The organism is Pseudomonas shahriarae (assembly GCF_014268455.2).
Taxonomy (GTDB): Bacteria; Pseudomonadota; Gammaproteobacteria; order Pseudomonadales; family Pseudomonadaceae; genus Aquipseudomonas; species Aquipseudomonas shahriarae.
In genome coordinates, this window is the sequence record NZ_CP077085.1 from 1,334,550 (window position 1) to 1,352,331 (window position 17,782).

At 51.4% G+C, this 17,782-nt stretch carries 19 protein-coding genes; 3 read left to right on the forward strand and 16 right to left on the reverse strand.

What is annotated here, in order from left to right; all coding sequences use genetic code 11:
* Nucleotides 1-99: 99 nt before the first annotated feature.
* The 7 genes from HU773_RS05910 to HU773_RS05940 form a co-directional block, all read right to left on the reverse strand.
* Nucleotides 100-324, reverse strand: a complete 225-nt coding sequence (locus HU773_RS05910) for a DUF7683 domain-containing protein (protein WP_120731725.1) — start codon at nucleotides 322-324, stop codon at nucleotides 100-102.
* Nucleotides 321-1,457: a colicin E3/pyocin S6 family cytotoxin gene (locus HU773_RS05915; protein ID WP_120731727.1), complete on the reverse strand. Its 1,137-nt coding sequence runs from the start codon at nucleotides 1,455-1,457 to the stop codon at nucleotides 321-323. The genes HU773_RS05910 and HU773_RS05915 overlap by 4 nt, the downstream gene beginning before the upstream one ends.
* A 352-nt stretch (nucleotides 1,458-1,809) precedes the next feature.
* Complete coding sequence (locus HU773_RS05920; RefSeq protein ID WP_120731729.1) at nucleotides 1,810-2,052, reverse strand: hypothetical protein; 243 nt, start codon at nucleotides 2,050-2,052, stop codon at nucleotides 1,810-1,812.
* 12 nt (nucleotides 2,053-2,064) lie between these two features.
* Nucleotides 2,065-2,544, reverse strand: a complete 480-nt coding sequence (locus HU773_RS05925; protein WP_120731731.1) for a hypothetical protein — start codon at nucleotides 2,542-2,544, stop codon at nucleotides 2,065-2,067.
* A 327-nt stretch (nucleotides 2,545-2,871) separates the two neighbouring features.
* Nucleotides 2,872-3,243: a PH domain-containing protein gene (locus HU773_RS05930; protein WP_057437917.1), complete on the reverse strand. Its 372-nt coding sequence runs from the start codon at nucleotides 3,241-3,243 to the stop codon at nucleotides 2,872-2,874.
* Nucleotides 3,244-3,277: 34 nt separating this feature from the next.
* Nucleotides 3,278-3,607: a hypothetical protein gene (locus HU773_RS05935; RefSeq protein ID WP_057437918.1), complete on the reverse strand. Its 330-nt coding sequence runs from the start codon at nucleotides 3,605-3,607 to the stop codon at nucleotides 3,278-3,280.
* Nucleotides 3,608-3,819: 212 nt separating this feature from the next.
* A complete protein-coding gene (locus HU773_RS05940) occupies nucleotides 3,820-4,410 on the reverse strand; it encodes a hypothetical protein (protein ID WP_186626017.1) in 591 nt (196 codons plus the stop codon).
* An 867-nt stretch (nucleotides 4,411-5,277) separates the two neighbouring features.
* On the opposite strand from HU773_RS05940, the gene HU773_RS05945 reads away from it, so the two are divergent.
* Entirely contained in the window at nucleotides 5,278-5,979 is a 702-nt protein-coding gene (locus tag HU773_RS05945) for a hypothetical protein (protein ID WP_186626016.1), read from the forward strand.
* A gap of 362 nt (nucleotides 5,980-6,341) precedes the next feature.
* On the opposite strand, the gene HU773_RS05950 is transcribed toward HU773_RS05945, so the two are convergent.
* Together HU773_RS05950 and HU773_RS05955 are read right to left on the reverse strand one after the other, a co-directional pair.
* Nucleotides 6,342-6,995: an MAE_28990/MAE_18760 family HEPN-like nuclease gene (locus HU773_RS05950; RefSeq protein ID WP_186626015.1), complete on the reverse strand. Its 654-nt coding sequence runs from the start codon at nucleotides 6,993-6,995 to the stop codon at nucleotides 6,342-6,344.
* Nucleotides 6,988-8,028, reverse strand: coding sequence for a DUF262 domain-containing protein (locus HU773_RS05955; protein ID WP_186626014.1), 1,041 nt, complete (start codon nucleotides 8,026-8,028; stop codon nucleotides 6,988-6,990). The genes HU773_RS05950 and HU773_RS05955 overlap by 8 nt, the downstream gene beginning before the upstream one ends.
* Nucleotides 8,029-8,914: 886 nt before the next feature.
* Here HU773_RS05955 and drt4 point away from each other — a divergent pair.
* Together drt4 and HU773_RS05965 are read left to right on the forward strand one after the other, a co-directional pair.
* Nucleotides 8,915-10,597, forward strand: coding sequence for an antiviral reverse transcriptase Drt4 (gene drt4, locus HU773_RS05960; RefSeq protein ID WP_080662788.1), 1,683 nt, complete (start codon nucleotides 8,915-8,917; stop codon nucleotides 10,595-10,597).
* A 189-nt stretch (nucleotides 10,598-10,786) separates the two neighbouring features.
* Nucleotides 10,787-11,803, forward strand: coding sequence for an HNH endonuclease (locus tag HU773_RS05965; protein WP_217883918.1), 1,017 nt, complete (start codon nucleotides 10,787-10,789; stop codon nucleotides 11,801-11,803).
* A gap of 200 nt (nucleotides 11,804-12,003) precedes the next feature.
* On the opposite strand, the gene HU773_RS05970 is transcribed toward HU773_RS05965, so the two are convergent.
* The 7 genes from HU773_RS05970 to HU773_RS06000 form a co-directional block, all read right to left on the reverse strand.
* Nucleotides 12,004-12,231 (reverse strand): hypothetical protein, encoded by a 228-nt coding sequence (locus HU773_RS05970; protein ID WP_225923840.1) that lies wholly within the window; start codon nucleotides 12,229-12,231, stop codon nucleotides 12,004-12,006.
* A gap of 63 nt (nucleotides 12,232-12,294) precedes the next feature.
* Entirely contained in the window at nucleotides 12,295-13,137 is an 843-nt protein-coding gene (locus HU773_RS05975) for a coiled-coil domain-containing protein (protein WP_186626012.1), read from the reverse strand.
* Nucleotides 13,138-13,232: 95 nt separating this feature from the next.
* Complete coding sequence (locus HU773_RS05980) at nucleotides 13,233-16,121, reverse strand: DUF927 domain-containing protein (RefSeq protein WP_186626011.1); 2,889 nt, start codon at nucleotides 16,119-16,121, stop codon at nucleotides 13,233-13,235.
* Nucleotides 16,118-16,390, reverse strand: coding sequence for a DUF3077 domain-containing protein (locus tag HU773_RS05985; protein ID WP_170045500.1), 273 nt, complete (start codon nucleotides 16,388-16,390; stop codon nucleotides 16,118-16,120). The genes HU773_RS05980 and HU773_RS05985 overlap by 4 nt, the downstream gene beginning before the upstream one ends.
* Nucleotides 16,387-16,671 (reverse strand): hypothetical protein, encoded by a 285-nt coding sequence (locus tag HU773_RS05990; protein ID WP_154841789.1) that lies wholly within the window; start codon nucleotides 16,669-16,671, stop codon nucleotides 16,387-16,389. Before HU773_RS05990 ends, HU773_RS05985 begins: the two co-directional genes overlap by 4 nt.
* A gap of 530 nt (nucleotides 16,672-17,201) precedes the next feature.
* On the reverse strand, nucleotides 17,202-17,507 hold the full coding sequence (locus HU773_RS05995; protein WP_186626010.1) for a hypothetical protein: 306 nt from the start codon (nucleotides 17,505-17,507) through the stop codon (nucleotides 17,202-17,204).
* Nucleotides 17,504-17,758: a helix-turn-helix transcriptional regulator gene (locus HU773_RS06000; RefSeq protein WP_026078127.1), complete on the reverse strand. Its 255-nt coding sequence runs from the start codon at nucleotides 17,756-17,758 to the stop codon at nucleotides 17,504-17,506. The genes HU773_RS05995 and HU773_RS06000 overlap by 4 nt, the downstream gene beginning before the upstream one ends.
* Between the last annotated feature and the right edge of the window lie 24 nt (nucleotides 17,759-17,782).

Consider the following 17,782-nt stretch of genomic DNA (forward strand, 5'->3'; position numbering starts at 1 on the left):
TGAACGGGTTTTCAGCGCTCGTCGCCTGGATCGCTATCACCGCGCCATTTATGTCGGTTGCTCTGGGGGATTTCTCTAGCGTGCAGGTTTGGTGGCTTGTCAATCGTCGCAAGCCAAGTAAATGGATGCGTTTCTTGGAAAAGACTGTGATGTGAGCTTTTCAATTTCATCTATCTGTTGGTGTGTAAGTAGGTAGTCATAGATGCATTCGTTCTCGGTTTTCCAGCCCATGATGGGCAGCAAATCCTTGGCTTGCAGGCGGAGCGGGATTTCAATCGAAACATCGTCGGATCCTACGGGGACTACATAGATCAAATGTTTCATGGCGTTATTCTCCGTTTGTCCTCTGGGCCTTTGGTGCGTGCACCAGTGATAGGGTCGAACTCTCCCAGATGCCTCCCTCGTTTGTTATATTTTTCCACCTTTCCTCGTTCAAAGTCCCACTCATAAAGATAGCCGTCCGCATCTTTCCAGCGAGGTCTAAGCCCTCCTCCGCCGTTTATCAGTGTTTTACTTTGTGCGCGGACTGCTTTTGGGAATGCAGTCAGATATTTTGGTTTTGGGTGGTATTTGTGGTCTCCCGCACGAACACTCACCACTACATAAAGCGGCCTGAGACCCGACTCTATCGGAAACACCAAAATAAAATCCCGATACTCCGGCGGGTATATCGGGTTCACCAGAATCTGCCGGGCTCGCTCCGTCGGCGGATAAATCCATATCACCGGTGCTTGTGGCGCAGCTTCCAATGCGGGGATGCCGAGGGTATCGCCAGGATCAGTGGCGGGCGTCCAGATCAACTCAACGCCATCACCCAGATCTGCCACAAACTGATCGCCACGGCTCTGTGGTTGCACCACATCAATCATCTGCCAATCGGTATGGTTACCGGTGTAAAACCCATAGCCCTGAAGTGTTCCGTCCTCGCGCTGCTCGATGTGCAAACGCATCTGCGAACGCGCCTGTTGCAGCGAGCGCAGTTGCTCATCGCTATACAGCGCGCTGTCAGCCAACGCCGATGGCCATGCCAACGCCACCAGACCTGCCAGCAGCCCACCGGCCGTGGTGCCAACAGCGGTGGCGGCTGATTCCACGACCGCAGAACGCAACGCCAGCTGACCCAAGCCGACGGGCAGCGCACTGCCACTGATCTTGCGCAGGGCCACTTCGCCCTGGCTGTCCACCTCGCGCCCACCCAGCAGGCTGAAGTGTCCGTATTCGCTGATCAACTCCAGAGGTACATAGCCGGTGGGGTTGGAGTAGCGAACGATGCCGTCGGGCAGTTGGCAGGGTTTGGTAAAGACGCAGCCGGGTCGTTTTACAGGTGTCGGTATCGAGGCGGGTACTGGGCCGAGCAAGTCGATAGGCGCAGGACAGGGCGCTCGCGACGGTTTTGGCGTCAGAATCCGCTGTTTCAGCTGTTCCTCTTCGGTGATGGGATATGCGCGCTCTGGCATGACGGGATCACTTCCTTGTGCGAGGGAGTGAGCCTATGGGAGAGCATTGGTGCTGGATATGGGGGGTGTTCGATGGTGTATGTGGGAAAAGTTATCTACTAATGACAGGAACTGCTCGTCGGTATGACTCTGGCTGAGTGCAGTATTCAGATGGAAGGCAGTGGGGCGTATATCGGGTATACATCACCAACTCGACGATACCTGTTGAACCTGAACGGAGTAACGATCATGAACTACGACGACCAACTGATTGAAGATACCGGGAAAAGGGGACGGACCTATTTTCAAACAAGTCCGTCCCCTTTTACTGCTGGGGCTTTGGGGCGCTAATCAGCGCAAATTCCTGCCACCTTCACCCCCTCTGTTCGAACCGCCGCCGCTTCAGGAACAACCCCACCCCCAGTGCAACGGCAAAGATCGACAGCAGCCCCAGGTCAAACCCAAACAAACGGATTTGGCTTGCAGCCACGCAGCCGACCGCTCCGATCGCTACCAGCAGCCCCCCTAGCCATTTGCGAAGTGGGTACGGCTTCAGAAACCGATCGAGCAGAAAGAACAGCACCAGGGCAATGACCAACTGGGTTATGTCAGACATGTGTTTCTCCCATCAGGTCTTGATGATCAGTGTCGAGGCGCTACGTTGTGGGCCGATGCCGCCATTCACCTGCGCCTCGATGCTGACCAGTATGTCGCCTGCATGATAGGTGGGCAGGGTTTCATTCACATACATGCGCACACCGGCGCCGACAGGGGCACCCACGTAGGGGGAGGCTATATAAGAGGTGGCGCCAGCGAAGGCCGAGGCCGCGAGGTTAGCGATCTTGGTGCGTTGGGCATTGAGAACATCGCCCTGTTGCCGGGTCAGCGGCTTGGAGATGCCGATCATCATCAGGCACGGCAGGTTCTTGGCCAGCATCTTGTCGTACACCTCGACGACCTTGCGGTTGACCTCATAGTGGGCGCTTTTCGCTTCACCAAAATGCAGCTCGCCCAGGCGTCCGCGCTCGCTGTCGGTGAGGGTGATCTGCGAGACGTTGAACACGATCCCGTGATTGCCCATGTATTGGAAAGTCCCTTCGAACTTCATTGCACGCATCCTTTCGAGCCAAAGGTGGGGATTGTCTAGAAGGCGCGCGCTGGATTCAAATCATTTCACCTGCCTGGCAAGGTGCGTTGCCCGCCGTAAGGTGCTGATTGCATGAGCAGGGGGCATCTGTGATCCGGTGAGCCGGAACAAATCGGTATGGTTGACCGAGGAAGGACTGGAGCGCTGGGTGAGAGAGTTGCTGTAGACGGGTAGTTCGATGGTGCCGGGGTGGGCGCTATCGCAGGCAAGCCAGCTCCCACATTTGATGGCGTACAGCCGCTGAATCACACGGCTTGCGGTAAAAAGACCTTGGTTTTTACCGGCCGATCAACCCAGCAGGTGTTTGGAAATCAGCCTGGAGATTTCCACCATCGAGGTCTTGCCCGTGAACTCGAACTTCACTTTGCCCAATGACGAGAAGTAGATCTCCAACTCCGAATCCAGGTCGAACGTGCCGGAGGTTTCCACCGAGTACGCGACAATGTTTTTGTACGGCAGGGACGTGAAGTCCTTCTTGCTGCCGGTGATGCCTTGCACGTTTACGGCGATGATGCGCTTGGTGGTAAACACTACGCCGTCGCGCATGGCTTTGTAGGCATCTACTACCTGTTCGTCATCGAGCAGCAGGGATGCAACGCGTTCGGCGTATTCATTGTTTTGCTTGAGCTTGAAGAAGCCTTTGTTGTTGAAGTCGATCATTGGGCGGTCCTTGTGGTGGGGCAGGGAGGGTGCGTTACAAGATGGCCTTGAGGTAGTCCATAAGTGCGTCGAGCGGGGTCTTTAGTTCCTCCAGCGTCGAGGCTTGCTGGACTTCAGCCGCCAGCTTTTGCAGCTCACGGCCCATGACCGTGTTGGCACCCCCCAACGTCTCCAGGGCCAACTTCATGCATTCATCCAACTTGCGTTGGATAGTTGTCAGGTCGCCAGTGCGCACCAACAACCCAAACACCTCCCGCTCATACCCATCCATGACCAGATCGTCGCGCAGGATCGGGCTGCCATCTTCCGTCTCATGCACCAGTTTGAGGGCGAACAGAGCAACGGCTTCGAGTGTCAATTCCATGGTCCTGGTACCTCTACTGTCTGGTGCGGTGGGCGATGATCACTTTTCTACAGGCGAAAAAAAAGACCTTGAATTTCAAGGTCTTTTTTTAAGATGGTGCCCGAGGGAGACTGTAGGGATCCATATAAATCAAGGCTTGTGGGGTGATTATACATTCAGGGATACAAGGAGGGATACAGACTGATGCGTCCTGCCCTTGCCATCAAGATACCCTACTGCTTTGAGCGCGCAAGCTTATACGTGACTAAAGCGGTACTAAACATGGCGATAGAAATCAGTGAGCAAGCAAGAAAAACACCCTTGATACTCAATAAGAATTCAGACGTGCCTTCCAATTTTGGCGTGTTCCTTTTCGTTCGTTCTATGGCGGTCATACGAAGCCTCTCCGCCATTTCGACCTTCATTGCTCCGTAGGCAGAACGTCTAATGTTCTCTTCAACTCTGCCGAAGGGAGCGTCCTGCAAAGCGTCCTTATAGAAAGTGACTGCATCATTGCAGTAGTAATCCCTGTTGGGGTCACCGCTTTTTTGAGCATCAATGCATATCTCGATGTAGTCCAGGACACGCTTGTCGAGGTTTTCCTTATGTAGCAGTTGGTATTCACTAAAGAAATCGTCTGCTTTTTTCCTGTAGTCAACTACTGAAAAGGTGAGGTAGGCACAGTAAGACCCCATAAGAAGCGATCCAACCAGTGCCATCAGCAGAACCCTGGTCCAAGCGCGAGTAGCCGCTTTTTGGGCAATTGATCTTGCAAGGCTGACACCTTCGGTTAGGGTTTCAGTCATTTCTTTGATGCTGCCCATCGATCTCTCCCTTTTTGGATGGTAGCTAATGCTTATCCACCTGATACCTGTAAAGCATGATTAGCAGGAGCGTATCGGCCGATCGTTTTGGTACTTGATTCGAATGAAAGAGGAAGAAAATGAGCCTCTGGCCTTGGGAACATCGCCGGGGACCCTGTGGCTTTGAAGATGATACGGGGTCAGAAACCCGCGGGATCATGGTAGCGGCAGCCGCACCAGGTTACTGAAATTTCAACGTTGAAATTGAAAGGATCTTGAAGAGAAAAGGGCATCCTTACCAGATCTGTAACGGTCATGGGTTTCGTTCAGGATAGTGAACGATAGTCCTGGTCAACTCGGTCAACCAGTCAACTAACTTTGGAGCCCAGCCACTAACGAGATCCGGCGGGTTCTATGCCCCGTACCTAGAAGAATTCTCCAGGGTCCCCACCATCGAACCCAAGCCAAGAGCATGATCCACCTCGCTTCGCTGAAGGAGCAATACCACAGGGGCTAGGGGGCAGCCCTAATAAAAGCGTGTTACCGGTGTTACGCGTGTTACATGAGTATATAACCATATGATTTTAATAGGTTTATGTGGCGTTACACAGCTGGGTCTGGTTTGCCGATATGCGTGTTACATGGCGAAGAGGTGTTACATCAATTAATGCCTTGGCAGGAGCTGTTTGTGATGATTGCGGCGGGTGCCATCTCGACCGAGGGGCTTCGTTTAGAAGGGCAGCTACCGGCCAGAAGCAGTCATTCAATGCTCTACAAAATCAGGGGCGCTTCAGTCTCCGAGATCGTAAAGCCAAAAAAATGATTTCAATAACCTATGAATGGTAGAGATAATGAAATAACAAAATCAGCCAAACACAGCGATTTATCATGACTAAACAGGTGGCACCCCAACAAGATCATTTCGACAGCGACGCTTTGCTTACCATAAGAGAAAGCGTGAGAGCCTTTCAAAAACTCGACTTGACATATATCGCGGCCGTTGGAGCAATAGTTACTGCTTTCAAGCTCAGCAGCAGCGACATCATCGAAATGACAGCACAACTTTGGATCGCGGTTCTAGCTGTCCTTGTCTTACTTGCATATGACACCATCTTAGAGAAAGTCATATTCTTGGACTGGATCGCCTCCCAACAACAAAGCGGTAAAAGACTTTCAAGCAAAACAATTATAGGAGCCATCTCGGTACAGCCAGTAATTCATTTAGTGTTTATCTCTACCTTAGTAGCTGGTGGCTTAGGCTACGCTCTAGGTTCCAACAGCAGGATGCAAATCTACAAAGGTGAAGCCGCTATTCAAGTCGCCGTCGAACATTTCCTTATAAAAGAAAAGCACCTACCGAAGAGCATTGAAGAACTTGAGAGCAAGTCCCCATACATAACGAAATATTTTGATCTGATAGGCCGATCAGAAATTCTAATCGAAAGTTCTACTGACGCTGTAGAAAAATATCGCATAACGTTTCCTGGAAGTGATGGCAAGATTGGCACACCCGATGATGAAATAGTTACTGATGCGATTAATCTTACAAAGATGTACGAAGAGATGAGGTCGAGTAAAAAAGGAGATTGAGCCGCCAGCCACGGCAATGGAGATGGTCGTAGTCAGCACCAATTTACAACCCAATTGCGGAACACATCCAAAAAGATGCGGGACACTTTACTTTTTTGCGGACATAAAAATCCCTTAGATCATTGAACTACGGGGTTTTAAGAGTGGAAGCCGACGTTGGAATCGAACCGGCATAGGTGGATTTGAAATCCCCGAACATCCCATCACCTGCTGTCAGCTTCGGGTCGGTTGCAGCCCGTAGCAACAGGCAACAACCGGCCAAAAGCGGACATCCCTCCTGGTTCGCTTTGTCCCCATAACTGGCCCTCATAGAACGCAGCAAGCGTGACTGGGACGTTTTGAGGGCTGCAAGGTATGTTGCACTATTTTAAATATGCTTTCGTGTGTGTGATATCTTCAAATGTTGAGATTATGTGCTCGCAAAGTAGTGCTATTAAGTTGTAGCGCGCCGTAAGAGTCTCGGAGGAAAATCGCCTTCCAACACTTGCAGCGGTTTCCCGCCCATGAGCTATGGCGTTGCGATGTTCTCGTAACTCGCTGAGGTGAAAAACTGCTACTCCGGCAGGGAGCGGGGAACCGGCTAGGTGGAAAATTTTCCAAATATGCTCTAATTGATCGAAAGCTATATTGGTTCCTGTGGCAGGAAAAATCGAATCATCAATTTTGGCAGCATCTTGTGAATGAAAGGCTTCAATGATGGACGTTTTTTTGCTCCAAAAGGTTTTGTCGCTACATGCAATTAAAGATTTAAAATTTGCGTCCAATGTTACTGCTAAATAAAATATCTTTAGTTCATGGTTTTTAACGACTTCTGTTTTGAGGTGAGTAAGAAATTCAGAAACAATTGAGGTTGCGGTATATTCTAATGCAGCATATAGCAATATGAAGACTAATCCTTTTTGCGTTTTTACCGCTTCCGCCACTTCGCTCTTGTCTTCGATCATTTTGATAGTATTGATTAGCGCAAAGGCTTGGCTAAGTCGGTCCGTCGCACCATTGCGCGTAGCCTCAAACATCGTCGCTGAATCTCTCGTAGCAGTATTGAACTCGTTTAAGTACCCTAACTCTAGAGTTGCTGGCCTCGGAAGTTAAAGCTGTAAGTTCATCATCATTCATGAAGGTGCTTGGGTCGCTTTGTGAGATGTCCTTGCCTTCGTCGATTGCCTGCGCCGCTCCGACTGCCACAGCTTCGTAAAGATTCACAGGGGTGAGCTTTCTGTTTCCGCGCCTAATGCCTTCGGGTAAAAGCTTTGAAAGCTCACTGAAGGTCTTCTCGAACAGCTTGCGATTCTTTTTGTAATTAAAGTTTTTTGATGATTCTGACATGTAGTCATTTAGGAAGCCGACCACGCTATGGTCAAAATTTTCCTTATTATGAAAATATGCAAAGAATCGCAGTGCCAGCTCTCCATAAGTTCCGTCATTTTCTTTTGAGGTAGGAACGTTGACAACGGTTCGGAAATCTTCGTTTTCGGAAAGCTCGCTAAGAAAGTCATTAAACTGGCCTCTGAAGACGCATGTTCTGATCTCTTGATCAGTTAATTTTATTCCTCCTGTATTCAGGCGTTCAAAAAGATCAAATCTTACTTTTAGGTCGCTTTTATCACTGAGCGTGGTAACTTTTAGAGGGCGAAGCGAAAACTTTAATCGCAGAGTTTGAGGAAGGTCGTTGAATCGAAGGCCATTGAACTTTGAGAGCACTTCGAGTCCCTGTAAGCGCAGGCCACTGGGGAATCCAAATTTTTCAAGTTGTTCATCGGTGCCTGAGAAATGTATAAGGGTGCTAAGTCGTTGCACACCATCAATTAGCTCCCAAGTACCATCTTTGTTGGCTGCCATGAATAGACTTGGGACTGGAATTCCGAGAAATACAGACTCAATCAGTTTAGATTGATTCGCTGCAGGCCAACGAAATTGGCGCTGATAGGCCGGAGCAATGTTTATAATGTCTTGCTCAGCCATTGAGGCGAGCTCTTTTACAGAGATATCAAACGTATCAAAGTCAACTTTTCGCCTTTCTTTCTCGAGCTGCTCTAGATGGTCGGTCATGTTATTACCTGGGGACTACGTAGGAATGGTCTGCTTTCTGCGACAATTCAGAGATAGCGCACGCGCGTGCTGGGTACTTTCATCGTTTGGCAATGCTGGTGTCAAGGTGACATTCTGGAAAATCCCAGCAATAGATGATAGCTGCTGATACAAAATTGGCGCGACGCATGTGATGCGTCGTCAGTAGGCGATCCGTGGCATACGTTCCTCGGCATCCTAGTAGGGCCGTTTGGTGATCTGCGATGGGCTCGTTCGTGTCGAGCGTTCAAAACTGGACGATTTATTGAGAGACATAGAGTCGGATTGGCCCATCCTTGAACGGCGGCTTCTGGCCGATTTCTGCCTGTCACGAGGGGCAGAAATCGGCCGATTCTGTTGAAAAAGTCGGTTCTTCCAGCCTGCCGTAATATTGACCGCTGAAAACGCCTTTCTTGCGCGCAGCTACGCGAAATCCGAGCCCGAGATCCCTCTACTCAAAGTAAAGATTTCAATCTCAAGCGCGTACTTTTCTGCCGTGGAAACCATAGCCGACTTTTTCAACAGAATCGGCCAGAAGCAGCCCTTCGCTGTCATACGTTCATACTAATGATGGATTGGGTACATTTCCCCAGTGCATTACATTGCGGAGCCTTCAAGATACTTCGTATCCCTTTGTACCAATTTTGTACAAACTGGCCCTTGCACCTTGTAGCTGCTAGCCTCAAATTGCCCCTCCTAATCCCTTTAGATCCGTTAACCTGCTGCCGAGTCAGAAGGCGCCGTTCTGGTCAGTTAGGGCCATGACCGCCCTCAGCACTTAACACGACTCGACGACTCGAGTAGTCTGTAGCAGAGTGCTATCATGATTTTTTGGCAAATAGTCAAGCAGTTAAATAAGGAGGTTTAATTGAAAGAGTTCACTAGTCCATTCTCTAGCATTCCACTAGGTCTTTCTCCTGAGCGACATTTCTCAGAAGCTTTGACAAGATGGAATTACTTCCCGAATCAGAAAGATTCAGCCAGCGAACTGCCTCCTTGTTTTACAACAAGGCGTTTTACGCCAGAAATCGCCGAGGAGCTCTCAAAACTTCCTATTCAGGATGCTCGAAGACAGCACTGGTTCGATCTTGTTGAATACCGCGTAACTAGATACAATAATATCTCCCGAACTCTAGCTCTATTACACCCACTTTCTTATGCAAGATTGCATGCGAGAATTATGGCCAGCTACGAGGAAATAGCGGGATTGACGTCCAGCAACCAAAGCGCCATTAAAATAGAAGAGCATATTGATGGACGAATCATCATCATGAACTATGAAAGTCATGATGATCGCACCAGTGCCGCTCTTGAAGGAACTTTTGGGAAACGATTTCGCGCCCACACAGATATTTCTAACTGCTTTGGCTCCGTTTATACGCACTCCCTGGAATGGGCCATACAAGGATACGAAGAAGCAAAGAATAATCTTTTTGCAAAACCGAAACATTGGAGCAGTCTTCTAGACGCTGCATTCAGGAACACAAAAAGAAACGAAACCTCTGGCCTTCCTATTGGGCCAGCAGCCTCCAATATAGCCGTAGAGATAATTTTGTGTCGAATTGACAAGGTGCTTGAAGGGCATAATTTTATCTTTACACGATATATAGATGACTACACAGCATACTGCGAAACCCATGACGAAGCACAAAATTTCATCCGATTACTGGGGCAAGAGCTCGCCAGCTATAGACTATCCCTAAACTTAAATAAAACCACCATTAAAGAGCTGCCCGAACCCTTACAAGACCCATGGACCTCTTTGCTTAACAATGCTCTACCGAAGCGTACAGATAGCGAAGGAATACTTACACTGAGCACTAGCGAGGCAATCAACTTTCTTGACTTTGCCGTCCACCTTAACAAAGAAACTCCAGATGGCAGCGTGCTCAGATATGCTATCGGCGCTATAGCTTCTCGAGGAACTAGTGACGCCGCGATTGCAATTTTTAACTATACTTTAAATCTTGCATGGCACTTCCCAGCCTTACTTCCACTACTTGAAAAAATTGATGCTCGCTCAGATGCATACGATGTAGATGCAACACATGACAAACTTAACAAGATCATTAAAATAAATGCCTTGCATAGACGCTCGGACGGAATGTGTTGGGCGCTTTATTATTTGAAGCAGTTAAATCGCGAGCCTGGCGAAGATGAAATCAAGGAGGTGATCAAATCAAAGGACTGCGCAGCGATTACCATGCTATGCAAATTCAACAACTCTATCGCTCTCGCCAAAGATTATGCACTTAGAGTTATCGAAAACGCAACCCTTTATGAACTAGATCAAAATTGGCTATTGCTTTACGAACTATTCTTACATAATCACATTAACAACCCCTACCAAACTGAAAGCACATTCGATGTCTTAAAAAAATACGATGTATCCTTTTTTTATCCTGCTGACAGAACAAGTCACGCAGAACAATTCTGCCACGTCCTTTCAAACCCGTTCCAAATTCCCGGTCAAACGGTGCCTTTCAATCAGTGGATGCAAAGACGTGTAGCACCACTACCTCCTCCTAAACCTCCATCTCTTTTTGGATGATGACTACAAAGGGATCGCCCTGACACAGCTTAATTGACTGCCTCTCAAGACTGCCTTTCAATATGATGGTTAGTTGCTGGAGGGCATCGAAACCTGTTTTGTGATTCGCTGGAATGAGAGCTTTTTTACTAGCAGTCTGGATGAAAAAAGATGCACCATCAATTTTTAAATTTATGATATGGAATCACAATGCGCATGCAAAATCAGGGATATTTTAAGTTGATTGAATTCGCGAAAAATTACAGGCCATCCAATATCATCATATTAAGAAAAAGGCACTTTGTTGGAGAGGTCGGACAGTGCCGGTACTGTGGGGGGCTGGAACCAGAAGTGAAGTTCAGCAAAGTGGCGCATTCTTTGCCTGAGCTTATAGGGAATAAGCTGCTTTTCTCTAGAGATGAATGTAATACGTGCAACGAATACTTTGATAAGCATTTAGAAAATCATCTCGCTAATTTTCTGGGGATTTCAAGGACTACTGCTAGAGTCGATAGTAAAAAAGGTACGCCAAAGTTTAAATCCAACTCTGGCGAGCGCGTGGAAATGATCGGGAATAGCCTAGTCATTCTAGAAACTCAGGACTCTAACTTGACTGCGCTTGACGAGGGGGCAGGGTTGCTCACTATAAATACAGAAACCAAACCATACATTCCCGAGCAGGTATATAAGTGTTTTGTGAAAATGGCCCTCTCCATAATGCCTGAAGCAGAATTGAAGGGATACAAGCAATGTATCGAATGGATACGACTCAATAAGAGGCCGGCAAAATTTAATTCAAGCGCTTTAAAAATAAGTAGAACTTTTGTGCCGGGACACAGGCCATTTCCGGCAATATGGATCAAGCTGTTCAAGAGAACAGGGGATAAGAAGACATACCCACACATGATTTGTAATATTGCTTTTTATAATTTTATATTTAATTTCATAGTACCTTTTGGTTCAAAAGATAAAATTGTTGATTGGGGGAACTCAAAATTGTTGACCTTTCCTTTTATTGAAGGGATGTTACCAAGGCAAAAAGGTCGGTCGCAAACGGAGGATCTAGACCTAACTGGAAAATTAGCAAAGAGGAATCAAGATAAAGCCTATATGCAAACAACGCAAAAATGGACATCCCCTCCTCTCGAGGAGATACCAGTAGAAATTCTTAATAGAATTAAAGAGCTAGGCTTGGAGTTTGCTCCAGAACCACCAGTCAACGACTGAATCCAGAACTTATTTTGATTGGAACCACCCAATGGCTAGCTGGACCGGAACATCTCTTCAACACAATTGGTTGATAAAATCCATAAGTTAGTGTCCGCCTATGGCCGGAAGCGGTCATAAGTTTGCAGCCGCCACAGACCAAAAGCCGAAAAATCTGGGGTATTTTTTGTAATGGAAGGATATAGCGAGGCGGAAGCTTCTTAGGCTTCCGCTTCTTCATCACCCTCCCTTTTTTTGAGTTGGCCGTCAATGAAATCAAGCTCTGCCTTGATTGCATCAATCGTGAGTGTCTCAACCTTGGTGTCTTTGTTTGCTCTTGCTTTGAGCTTTTTTATGCCCGCCATATCGGCAATTATTCCGTTCAAATGCAGCTTTCGGGCCTTTAGGTAATCCGGCATCTGAGCGCTGTTCTGTGATGGTTCATTCATGGTTAGACCGATGGTAGGCCCAAAGCAATCCGCCTTCGCCGATTGCTTCGGGCAGGGTTGAGGTTAGGCCGCCAACAGGTCAAGCAGGCTGTGTTGGTGTGATCGTTCTGCAAGTTCTCGGAAGGTCCAGCTTCCGAAGCTTTCACCTTGCTCAGGGATGTCCAGATTCAGCAGCGCAACCGGATCACGATTAATCAGTTTGCGGGCAGCCCACAACTTGCCACCGGTCTCCAGTAGTGCTTTTGCGGCCTCGTTCCATTGCTCTTCCAGCACAGTGTTTGCCAGATGAGCCGCTTGGTTTTCGATCTTGGCGCGTTCTTTTTGTGCCTCTGTGATGTGCTGATCAATCGTCACGAGCTCCTGCTCCAGCGCCGTGATGAGCAACTGTTGGCGGCGGTGATGCTCAACCGCCGCCGTAAGGTTTTTTGCTGCCTTTTGAGCTTCGGCGTTAGCGGCTTTCTCGCCTTCCACATCGCCCCAGGCGACAGCCTGCGCATAAGCGGTGGCTGCGTCCGTTTCAGCTTGTCGAGCCTTTGCCATGTCTTCCTGATCGCTCTGGCGGACTTGCTGCAACCTGGTCTCGATGCTGCTTCGCTTTTCGTTAAGCTCCATCTCGTCGGCTTTCCAGTTCGCAATGCCGCTCAGGTAACCCGCAGCCAAGCTCTCACGGTTCGCCAGAGCCTCGAGGCGATTGATTTTTTGATTCAGGCGATAGATCTCATGATCTCGTGAGTCGATGCGTCTTTTGTGATCGTTGATTTCATCTTGCACTGCCCGTTGACGGCCCTGCTGGATAACCTCCGGGTTTTCCAGCGCTTCTTCGAACGGCGCCAGGTCGAGCCGAATGCTCTCCATTTCTAGGGTCAGTTCGTCGCGGCGGTCTTTCAGTTCTTGGATAGTGTTCATCTGTATTGTCTCTGTGCATTACGATTGATAAGGATGGTTGAACGGCTGGCGAGGCCGGGAATAAGCCGGCGCTACCTCGATCAGCAGGCATGCCATCAGGCGGCCTTGGCCTCGCTTTCATCCGTTCCTGGAACCGTCTTCACCACGTAGCAGCGTTGAGGTCCTAACCCTGGCAGGCGAATCAAGCTGTAAGCCTTTCCGTCGCTTCCCGGTTCCAGCACGCCTCGTTGCAGCAACTCCTTGTTCACTGCACTGATGTTCATGCCCTTGAAAATTTCGGCCCTCCAGGCTTCCGGCAGTACGTAGTAGGTGTTGGTGGTGTGCAGTGCATCGCCCATGCCGTGTTCCATCGTCTTGCGAAAGCCCAGTCGATCAATCGTGCGTGGGCCGTGCTCATCGATCTTGGCGGCGGCAGATTCCCAGCGGGTAAAGCGGCTTTCTCCGAACCGTTCGATGACCTGGTGTAAACGCGCCAAGATCGCATCGCCCTCAAAGTTACCGGCGCCGCCGCGTTCGGCCAGCCATGCATGCAGGCACACCCGTGCTGCGGTCGTGGCCGTGCCATCAGGCCAACCGGTGACGCCGAAGGCGGTGGCCAACTCTCCGGCCGCTGCTGCGAGGCCAAAGCGAAGAGCTGCACGTTGGGCTTGACCACTGGCCGAGGCGGGTAGGTTTTGGGTGATGAACTGCTCCACCGTGCGGCGAATGATCACCGTCCATCTGAGCATTTCGCCAGGCGCGCACAGTGCATGCAGGAAGGCGGTGAGGGGTGTGCCGTAGTATTTGGATACACGGGCCTTGAGCGCATCGGAGAGGGCGGCGGCGTCTTCAAAACCGTTCAGCACATCGAACATGCCGAGCCCTTTGCTTGCATCCGCTGGCACAGCCAGCATGCGAACTTCCATACCGGCTTTCAGCTCCTTGTTGGCATCTGCCATGTGCTGCGCCAACGTCTTCTCGCCGGTCGAGAGAAACAGCAGGCGCCACTCCTGCACCTGTCGGCCCGCTTGTCCTCGATCATTCGCCCGGGCTTTACCTGTGCCGTTACCGAGCATGTAAACCGTCTCGCCAATAATGCGTGGGTCACACATGCCAATTTCATCCAGCACCAGGAGGCCGTCTGAATGGGCGGCTGCGATGGACTCCAGGGCGTTATCTGTCGATCGCCATGAACGCACCAGACGTGGCCCGCCATAAACCGAGGCGGCGACTTGTAGGTGAGTGGTCTTGCCACCGGAACTGTCGCCGTACAGGTGGAAGCCGCCTGACTCATGCCCCAGCAGGTTCAGCAGAGGCCCTGCAAAGGCCACAGAGACGACAAACGCCAAGCGATGGTTACCAACGCACAGCGCGCCGATTTGCTGCTGCCACTGCTCCAGAGAGCCCGCCTCGCTGATCGGTGGCAACTGCGCACCGGCCTCATAAAAATGCAGGTGTTCGGCGTGCGAGCCGATCTGTTGTTCGGGCAGAAGGAAGGCGTTGCCGTGCCAGCCGAGACGCGTCACCAAGCGGGCACGCTGGGCGCTGTCGAAGCCGCCGAGGTAGCTCTGCAAGTCATTACGTGCGTTACGTCCCGAGCGGCTTCCGGCAAGGCGTAGGCCCATGTCTACCAGCGGTCCGAGGACGTCCTTGCCGAAGTCGCCGGTCATGGTCCTGGCCGGGATATTCCAGCGCTTTTTGGCGCCGTCCGGGTCGTCGAACTCGACCAATAAACCCCAGTTGTGGCCCTTGTCGTCGCGAGTGCGAGCGATGATTTCGAGAGGCGAACACACGGGACGCGCCTCACCATCATCGCCGGAATAAAAGACCCCTTCAGGCGTCAGGCGAAAGCCGCCCGGTAAAAGGTCGTTCTTAGATTTGGCAGGACGTTTTGCAGGTGTCTTAGCCTTCGTTTCTTGGGGCTCAGTGGGCTCCGCGACAGTGCCGAAAAGCTTACCGTCGCGCACCAGCTCGGCGACGTGGCCTGCGGTCCAGCCTTTGGCTAATGCGTCTGCAGCATCGTCGCCGTCAGCCCATTTTCCACCTTTGACGAGTGTCGGCTTGCCGCCTTTGCTGCTGGGCTTGAGCGTGAACACGTCGAGCGCAATTCGTTGTACCGAAGCGGCGCCCAGCTCAATCAACTTGAGCTCGATGGCGTCCATGCACCTCTTGCCGCTGGCATCGTTATCCGGCCACAGCACCACGGTGCGCCCTTTGAGCGGCGTCAGATCGGCCTTGTGCCAGGAGTTCGACCCGTTCGGCCAGCAGGTGGCTACGTGGTCGGGCATGAGTTCAGCCGCGGCGTCAGCGGCCTTTTCGCCTTCACACAACACCACAGGCGCGTCGGCGCGCTTTGCCAGCTCATCCAGGCGCAGCAATGGCCGAGGCTCCGGCAATCCTTGCCAGCGCCATTGTGTGGTTTGCCCATCGGAGCGCTTGCACCAGGTCAGCGGTGCAAAGACCTTTCGTGGTTTGCCGTCTTCATCGGGGCCCAAGTCGAAGCGATACAGCGCCATGACCGGCTGGCCCTGAGCGTCGCGGTAGATCCACACCTTGGACGGAACACCATGTTGCCGGTGTTTGGCTGGGCACTTGTTCATGGCCTCGGCCGGGATTGGCTGAATTGCGATCCACTCCGGCGTTGCGCTCTTGGCCGGTGCGCTTTTGGTGGTCGCAGAGCCGGCGGAAACACTCAGCAGATCTGCCAGTTTTTTGCAGGCATCAACGTCGGTGCCGCCGTCGATGTAGCGCACCAGATCGATCATGTCGCCGCCCTTATCGCCAGTGGCAAAATCTGCCCAGGTGCCTTTGCTCAAATTGACCTTGAGCGAGCCAGCGCGCTTGTCTGTACGCGTCGGATTGGGTGCTGTGTATTCCTTGCCGCCGTCTACGCGTTTGCCGTTCGGCAGCCAGTGAGTAAGGACGCGGTCGATGTTCTTTAGGGCAGAGCTTTTTACGTCGGCAAAGCTGGGACGTTTTGAGGTATTGCCGGTGCGCTGAGTCATGGCGTTGTCCTCGTTGCATACAGCGCATCGTTCACGTCATCAATCAGCGCTTTTGCCATCTCGCCCAGGTAGAACGCTGGCCAACTGAACCGCTCACCTTCGTTACTCATGGCGGCGTCGAGGGTCAGTTGATTGGCGTAGTACTGAAACAGCGATATCGCTTCAAGCGCATCCTCGATTGGCACGCCTGCATTGACCCGGAACAGTTTCTGATTGCTGCTGTTAGCGCAGGAAAATTCGGTACGCCCGAGAGTGTTGGCAGTGTTCACAGGGCACCGCCTTTCTGGCCCATTGGCACAGAGGAGGCATCACCGTACATGGTGAGCGTTTTGATTAGGCCCAAGGTGCCGCGCACGTCCCAAATAACGGACGACAGCACGCGGTTGGAAAGTAGGGGTTTATCGCCGTCTAAGTGATCTTCCAAAAGCATGAGAACTGAATCGGCACGGTCGAGCGCGCAGGTGATGGCGTCGATAGGTAGGCCGGCTTCCGCGTCTGGGCTGACGCAGAGCAGATCCTCGGGTAATGAAAAGCCTGGGAGCATGCTCATTGGGCACCCCCTGCGGCTTCTAGGGCTCGCGCCTTGGACATATGGGCGTTGTAACGGGAGAGGCGTGTAGCGAGGCTGGAGTTGGCGTGTAAAGCGGCGAGAGCCATTGCTCGATGAGCGGCGGCGCGAATTCCGAACGGATTGAGGGCGTGCATGGGGCGAAACTCCTATTGTTGAGGAGCTGCCACACTTCGTCGCCAAACGAATTAGGGTGGCAGCTGTGCGCAGGTTGGCGAACCGGGACAATAGGAACCCGGCAGACCCGAAGGTCTCCCACGCACAGCCGCCATAACGCGTGAATGCGGGCACAAAAAAAGCGCCTGCAATCGTAATGGGGGCGCCTGTGCGCCTATTGTAGATCGGGTCGCCAAACCCGGTCGCTGAATTTGCAGCGACAGCCAGAGAGTAACGCCCGTTTTTTGAAAGTGCAACTGTGTGGATCGCTTGCGGATTTTTTCGATGCGGCATAAATTGACCAGGCATGTAGATTCACCTCAACGCCTCCGGTTGCCGCCGGGGGCGTTTTCGTTTCAGGCATGGACTTCCCAGCGCAGGGAGACAAAGGGCAGCAGGTCGCCTTCGAGGCAGGCGCGTGCATCCTCGTAGGCGTCGATTTGTTGGCCTTCGTCGACGATGATTGCTCGCGGGGCTTGGCAGGGAACTGATAGTGCGCACCAGATGCCATCTGCCCATCGCATTACCATTACGTCCCGGTTAAGGCGTTTTTGCTCTGTGCGGTGGCGCTCGAAACGCTGCATACCTCGTGATGAGAACCCGACTTTTCTGAGTACAGAAAAGGGCTGCAAGATGGCCCTGTTGGCGATACGATTTTTCATGCTGCCACCTGATCGCGGGCAGCGATGCGTGCCCGTGTCCATGCCTGAACTTCCCCCAATACCCACGCAACCGGAGCACTTCGTGCATTGCTGTTACTCAGCTTTACCGGTAACGGGAATCCGCTTTCAGGTTGACGCATCAGCTTGTAGATAGTCGGGCGTGCGAGCCCTACGATTGAAATGACCTCGGGCATGCGGATGAGGGTCATGGAGGGATCATGCGAGGGAATTGCTTTTAATACGGTAGTCATAGCGAGCTAACCCTTTGTTAATTG

Coding starts and splice junctions, on each gene's coding strand:
- HU773_RS05935 (WP_057437918.1), bottom strand. CDS start 3,607: ATGGAATTGACACTCGAAGCCGTTGCTCTGTTCGCCCTCAAACTGGTG.
- HU773_RS05965 (WP_217883918.1), top strand. CDS start 10,787: ATGCGCATGCAAAATCAGGGATATTTTAAGTTGATTGAATTCGCGAAA.
- HU773_RS05955 (WP_186626014.1), bottom strand. CDS start 8,028: ATGACCGACCATCTAGAGCAGCTCGAGAAAGAAAGGCGAAAAGTTGAC.
- HU773_RS05980 (WP_186626011.1), bottom strand. CDS start 16,121: ATGACTCAGCGCACCGGCAATACCTCAAAACGTCCCAGCTTTGCCGAC.
- HU773_RS05950 (WP_186626015.1), bottom strand. CDS start 6,995: ATGTTTGAGGCTACGCGCAATGGTGCGACGGACCGACTTAGCCAAGCC.
- HU773_RS05990 (WP_154841789.1), bottom strand. CDS start 16,671: ATGAGCATGCTCCCAGGCTTTTCATTACCCGAGGATCTGCTCTGCGTC.
- HU773_RS05920 (WP_120731729.1), bottom strand. CDS start 2,052: ATGTCTGACATAACCCAGTTGGTCATTGCCCTGGTGCTGTTCTTTCTG.
- HU773_RS05925 (WP_120731731.1), bottom strand. CDS start 2,544: ATGAAGTTCGAAGGGACTTTCCAATACATGGGCAATCACGGGATCGTG.
- HU773_RS05915 (WP_120731727.1), bottom strand. CDS start 1,457: ATGCCAGAGCGCGCATATCCCATCACCGAAGAGGAACAGCTGAAACAG.
- HU773_RS05975 (WP_186626012.1), bottom strand. CDS start 13,137: ATGAACACTATCCAAGAACTGAAAGACCGCCGCGACGAACTGACCCTA.
- HU773_RS05995 (WP_186626010.1), bottom strand. CDS start 17,507: ATGAAAAATCGTATCGCCAACAGGGCCATCTTGCAGCCCTTTTCTGTA.
- HU773_RS05930 (WP_057437917.1), bottom strand. CDS start 3,243: ATGATCGACTTCAACAACAAAGGCTTCTTCAAGCTCAAGCAAAACAAT.
- HU773_RS05945 (WP_186626016.1), top strand. CDS start 5,278: ATGACTAAACAGGTGGCACCCCAACAAGATCATTTCGACAGCGACGCT.
- HU773_RS05940 (WP_186626017.1), bottom strand. CDS start 4,410: ATGGGCAGCATCAAAGAAATGACTGAAACCCTAACCGAAGGTGTCAGC.
- HU773_RS05970 (WP_225923840.1), bottom strand. CDS start 12,231: ATGAATGAACCATCACAGAACAGCGCTCAGATGCCGGATTACCTAAAG.
- HU773_RS05910 (WP_120731725.1), bottom strand. CDS start 324: ATGAAACATTTGATCTATGTAGTCCCCGTAGGATCCGACGATGTTTCG.
- HU773_RS06000 (WP_026078127.1), bottom strand. CDS start 17,758: ATGACTACCGTATTAAAAGCAATTCCCTCGCATGATCCCTCCATGACC.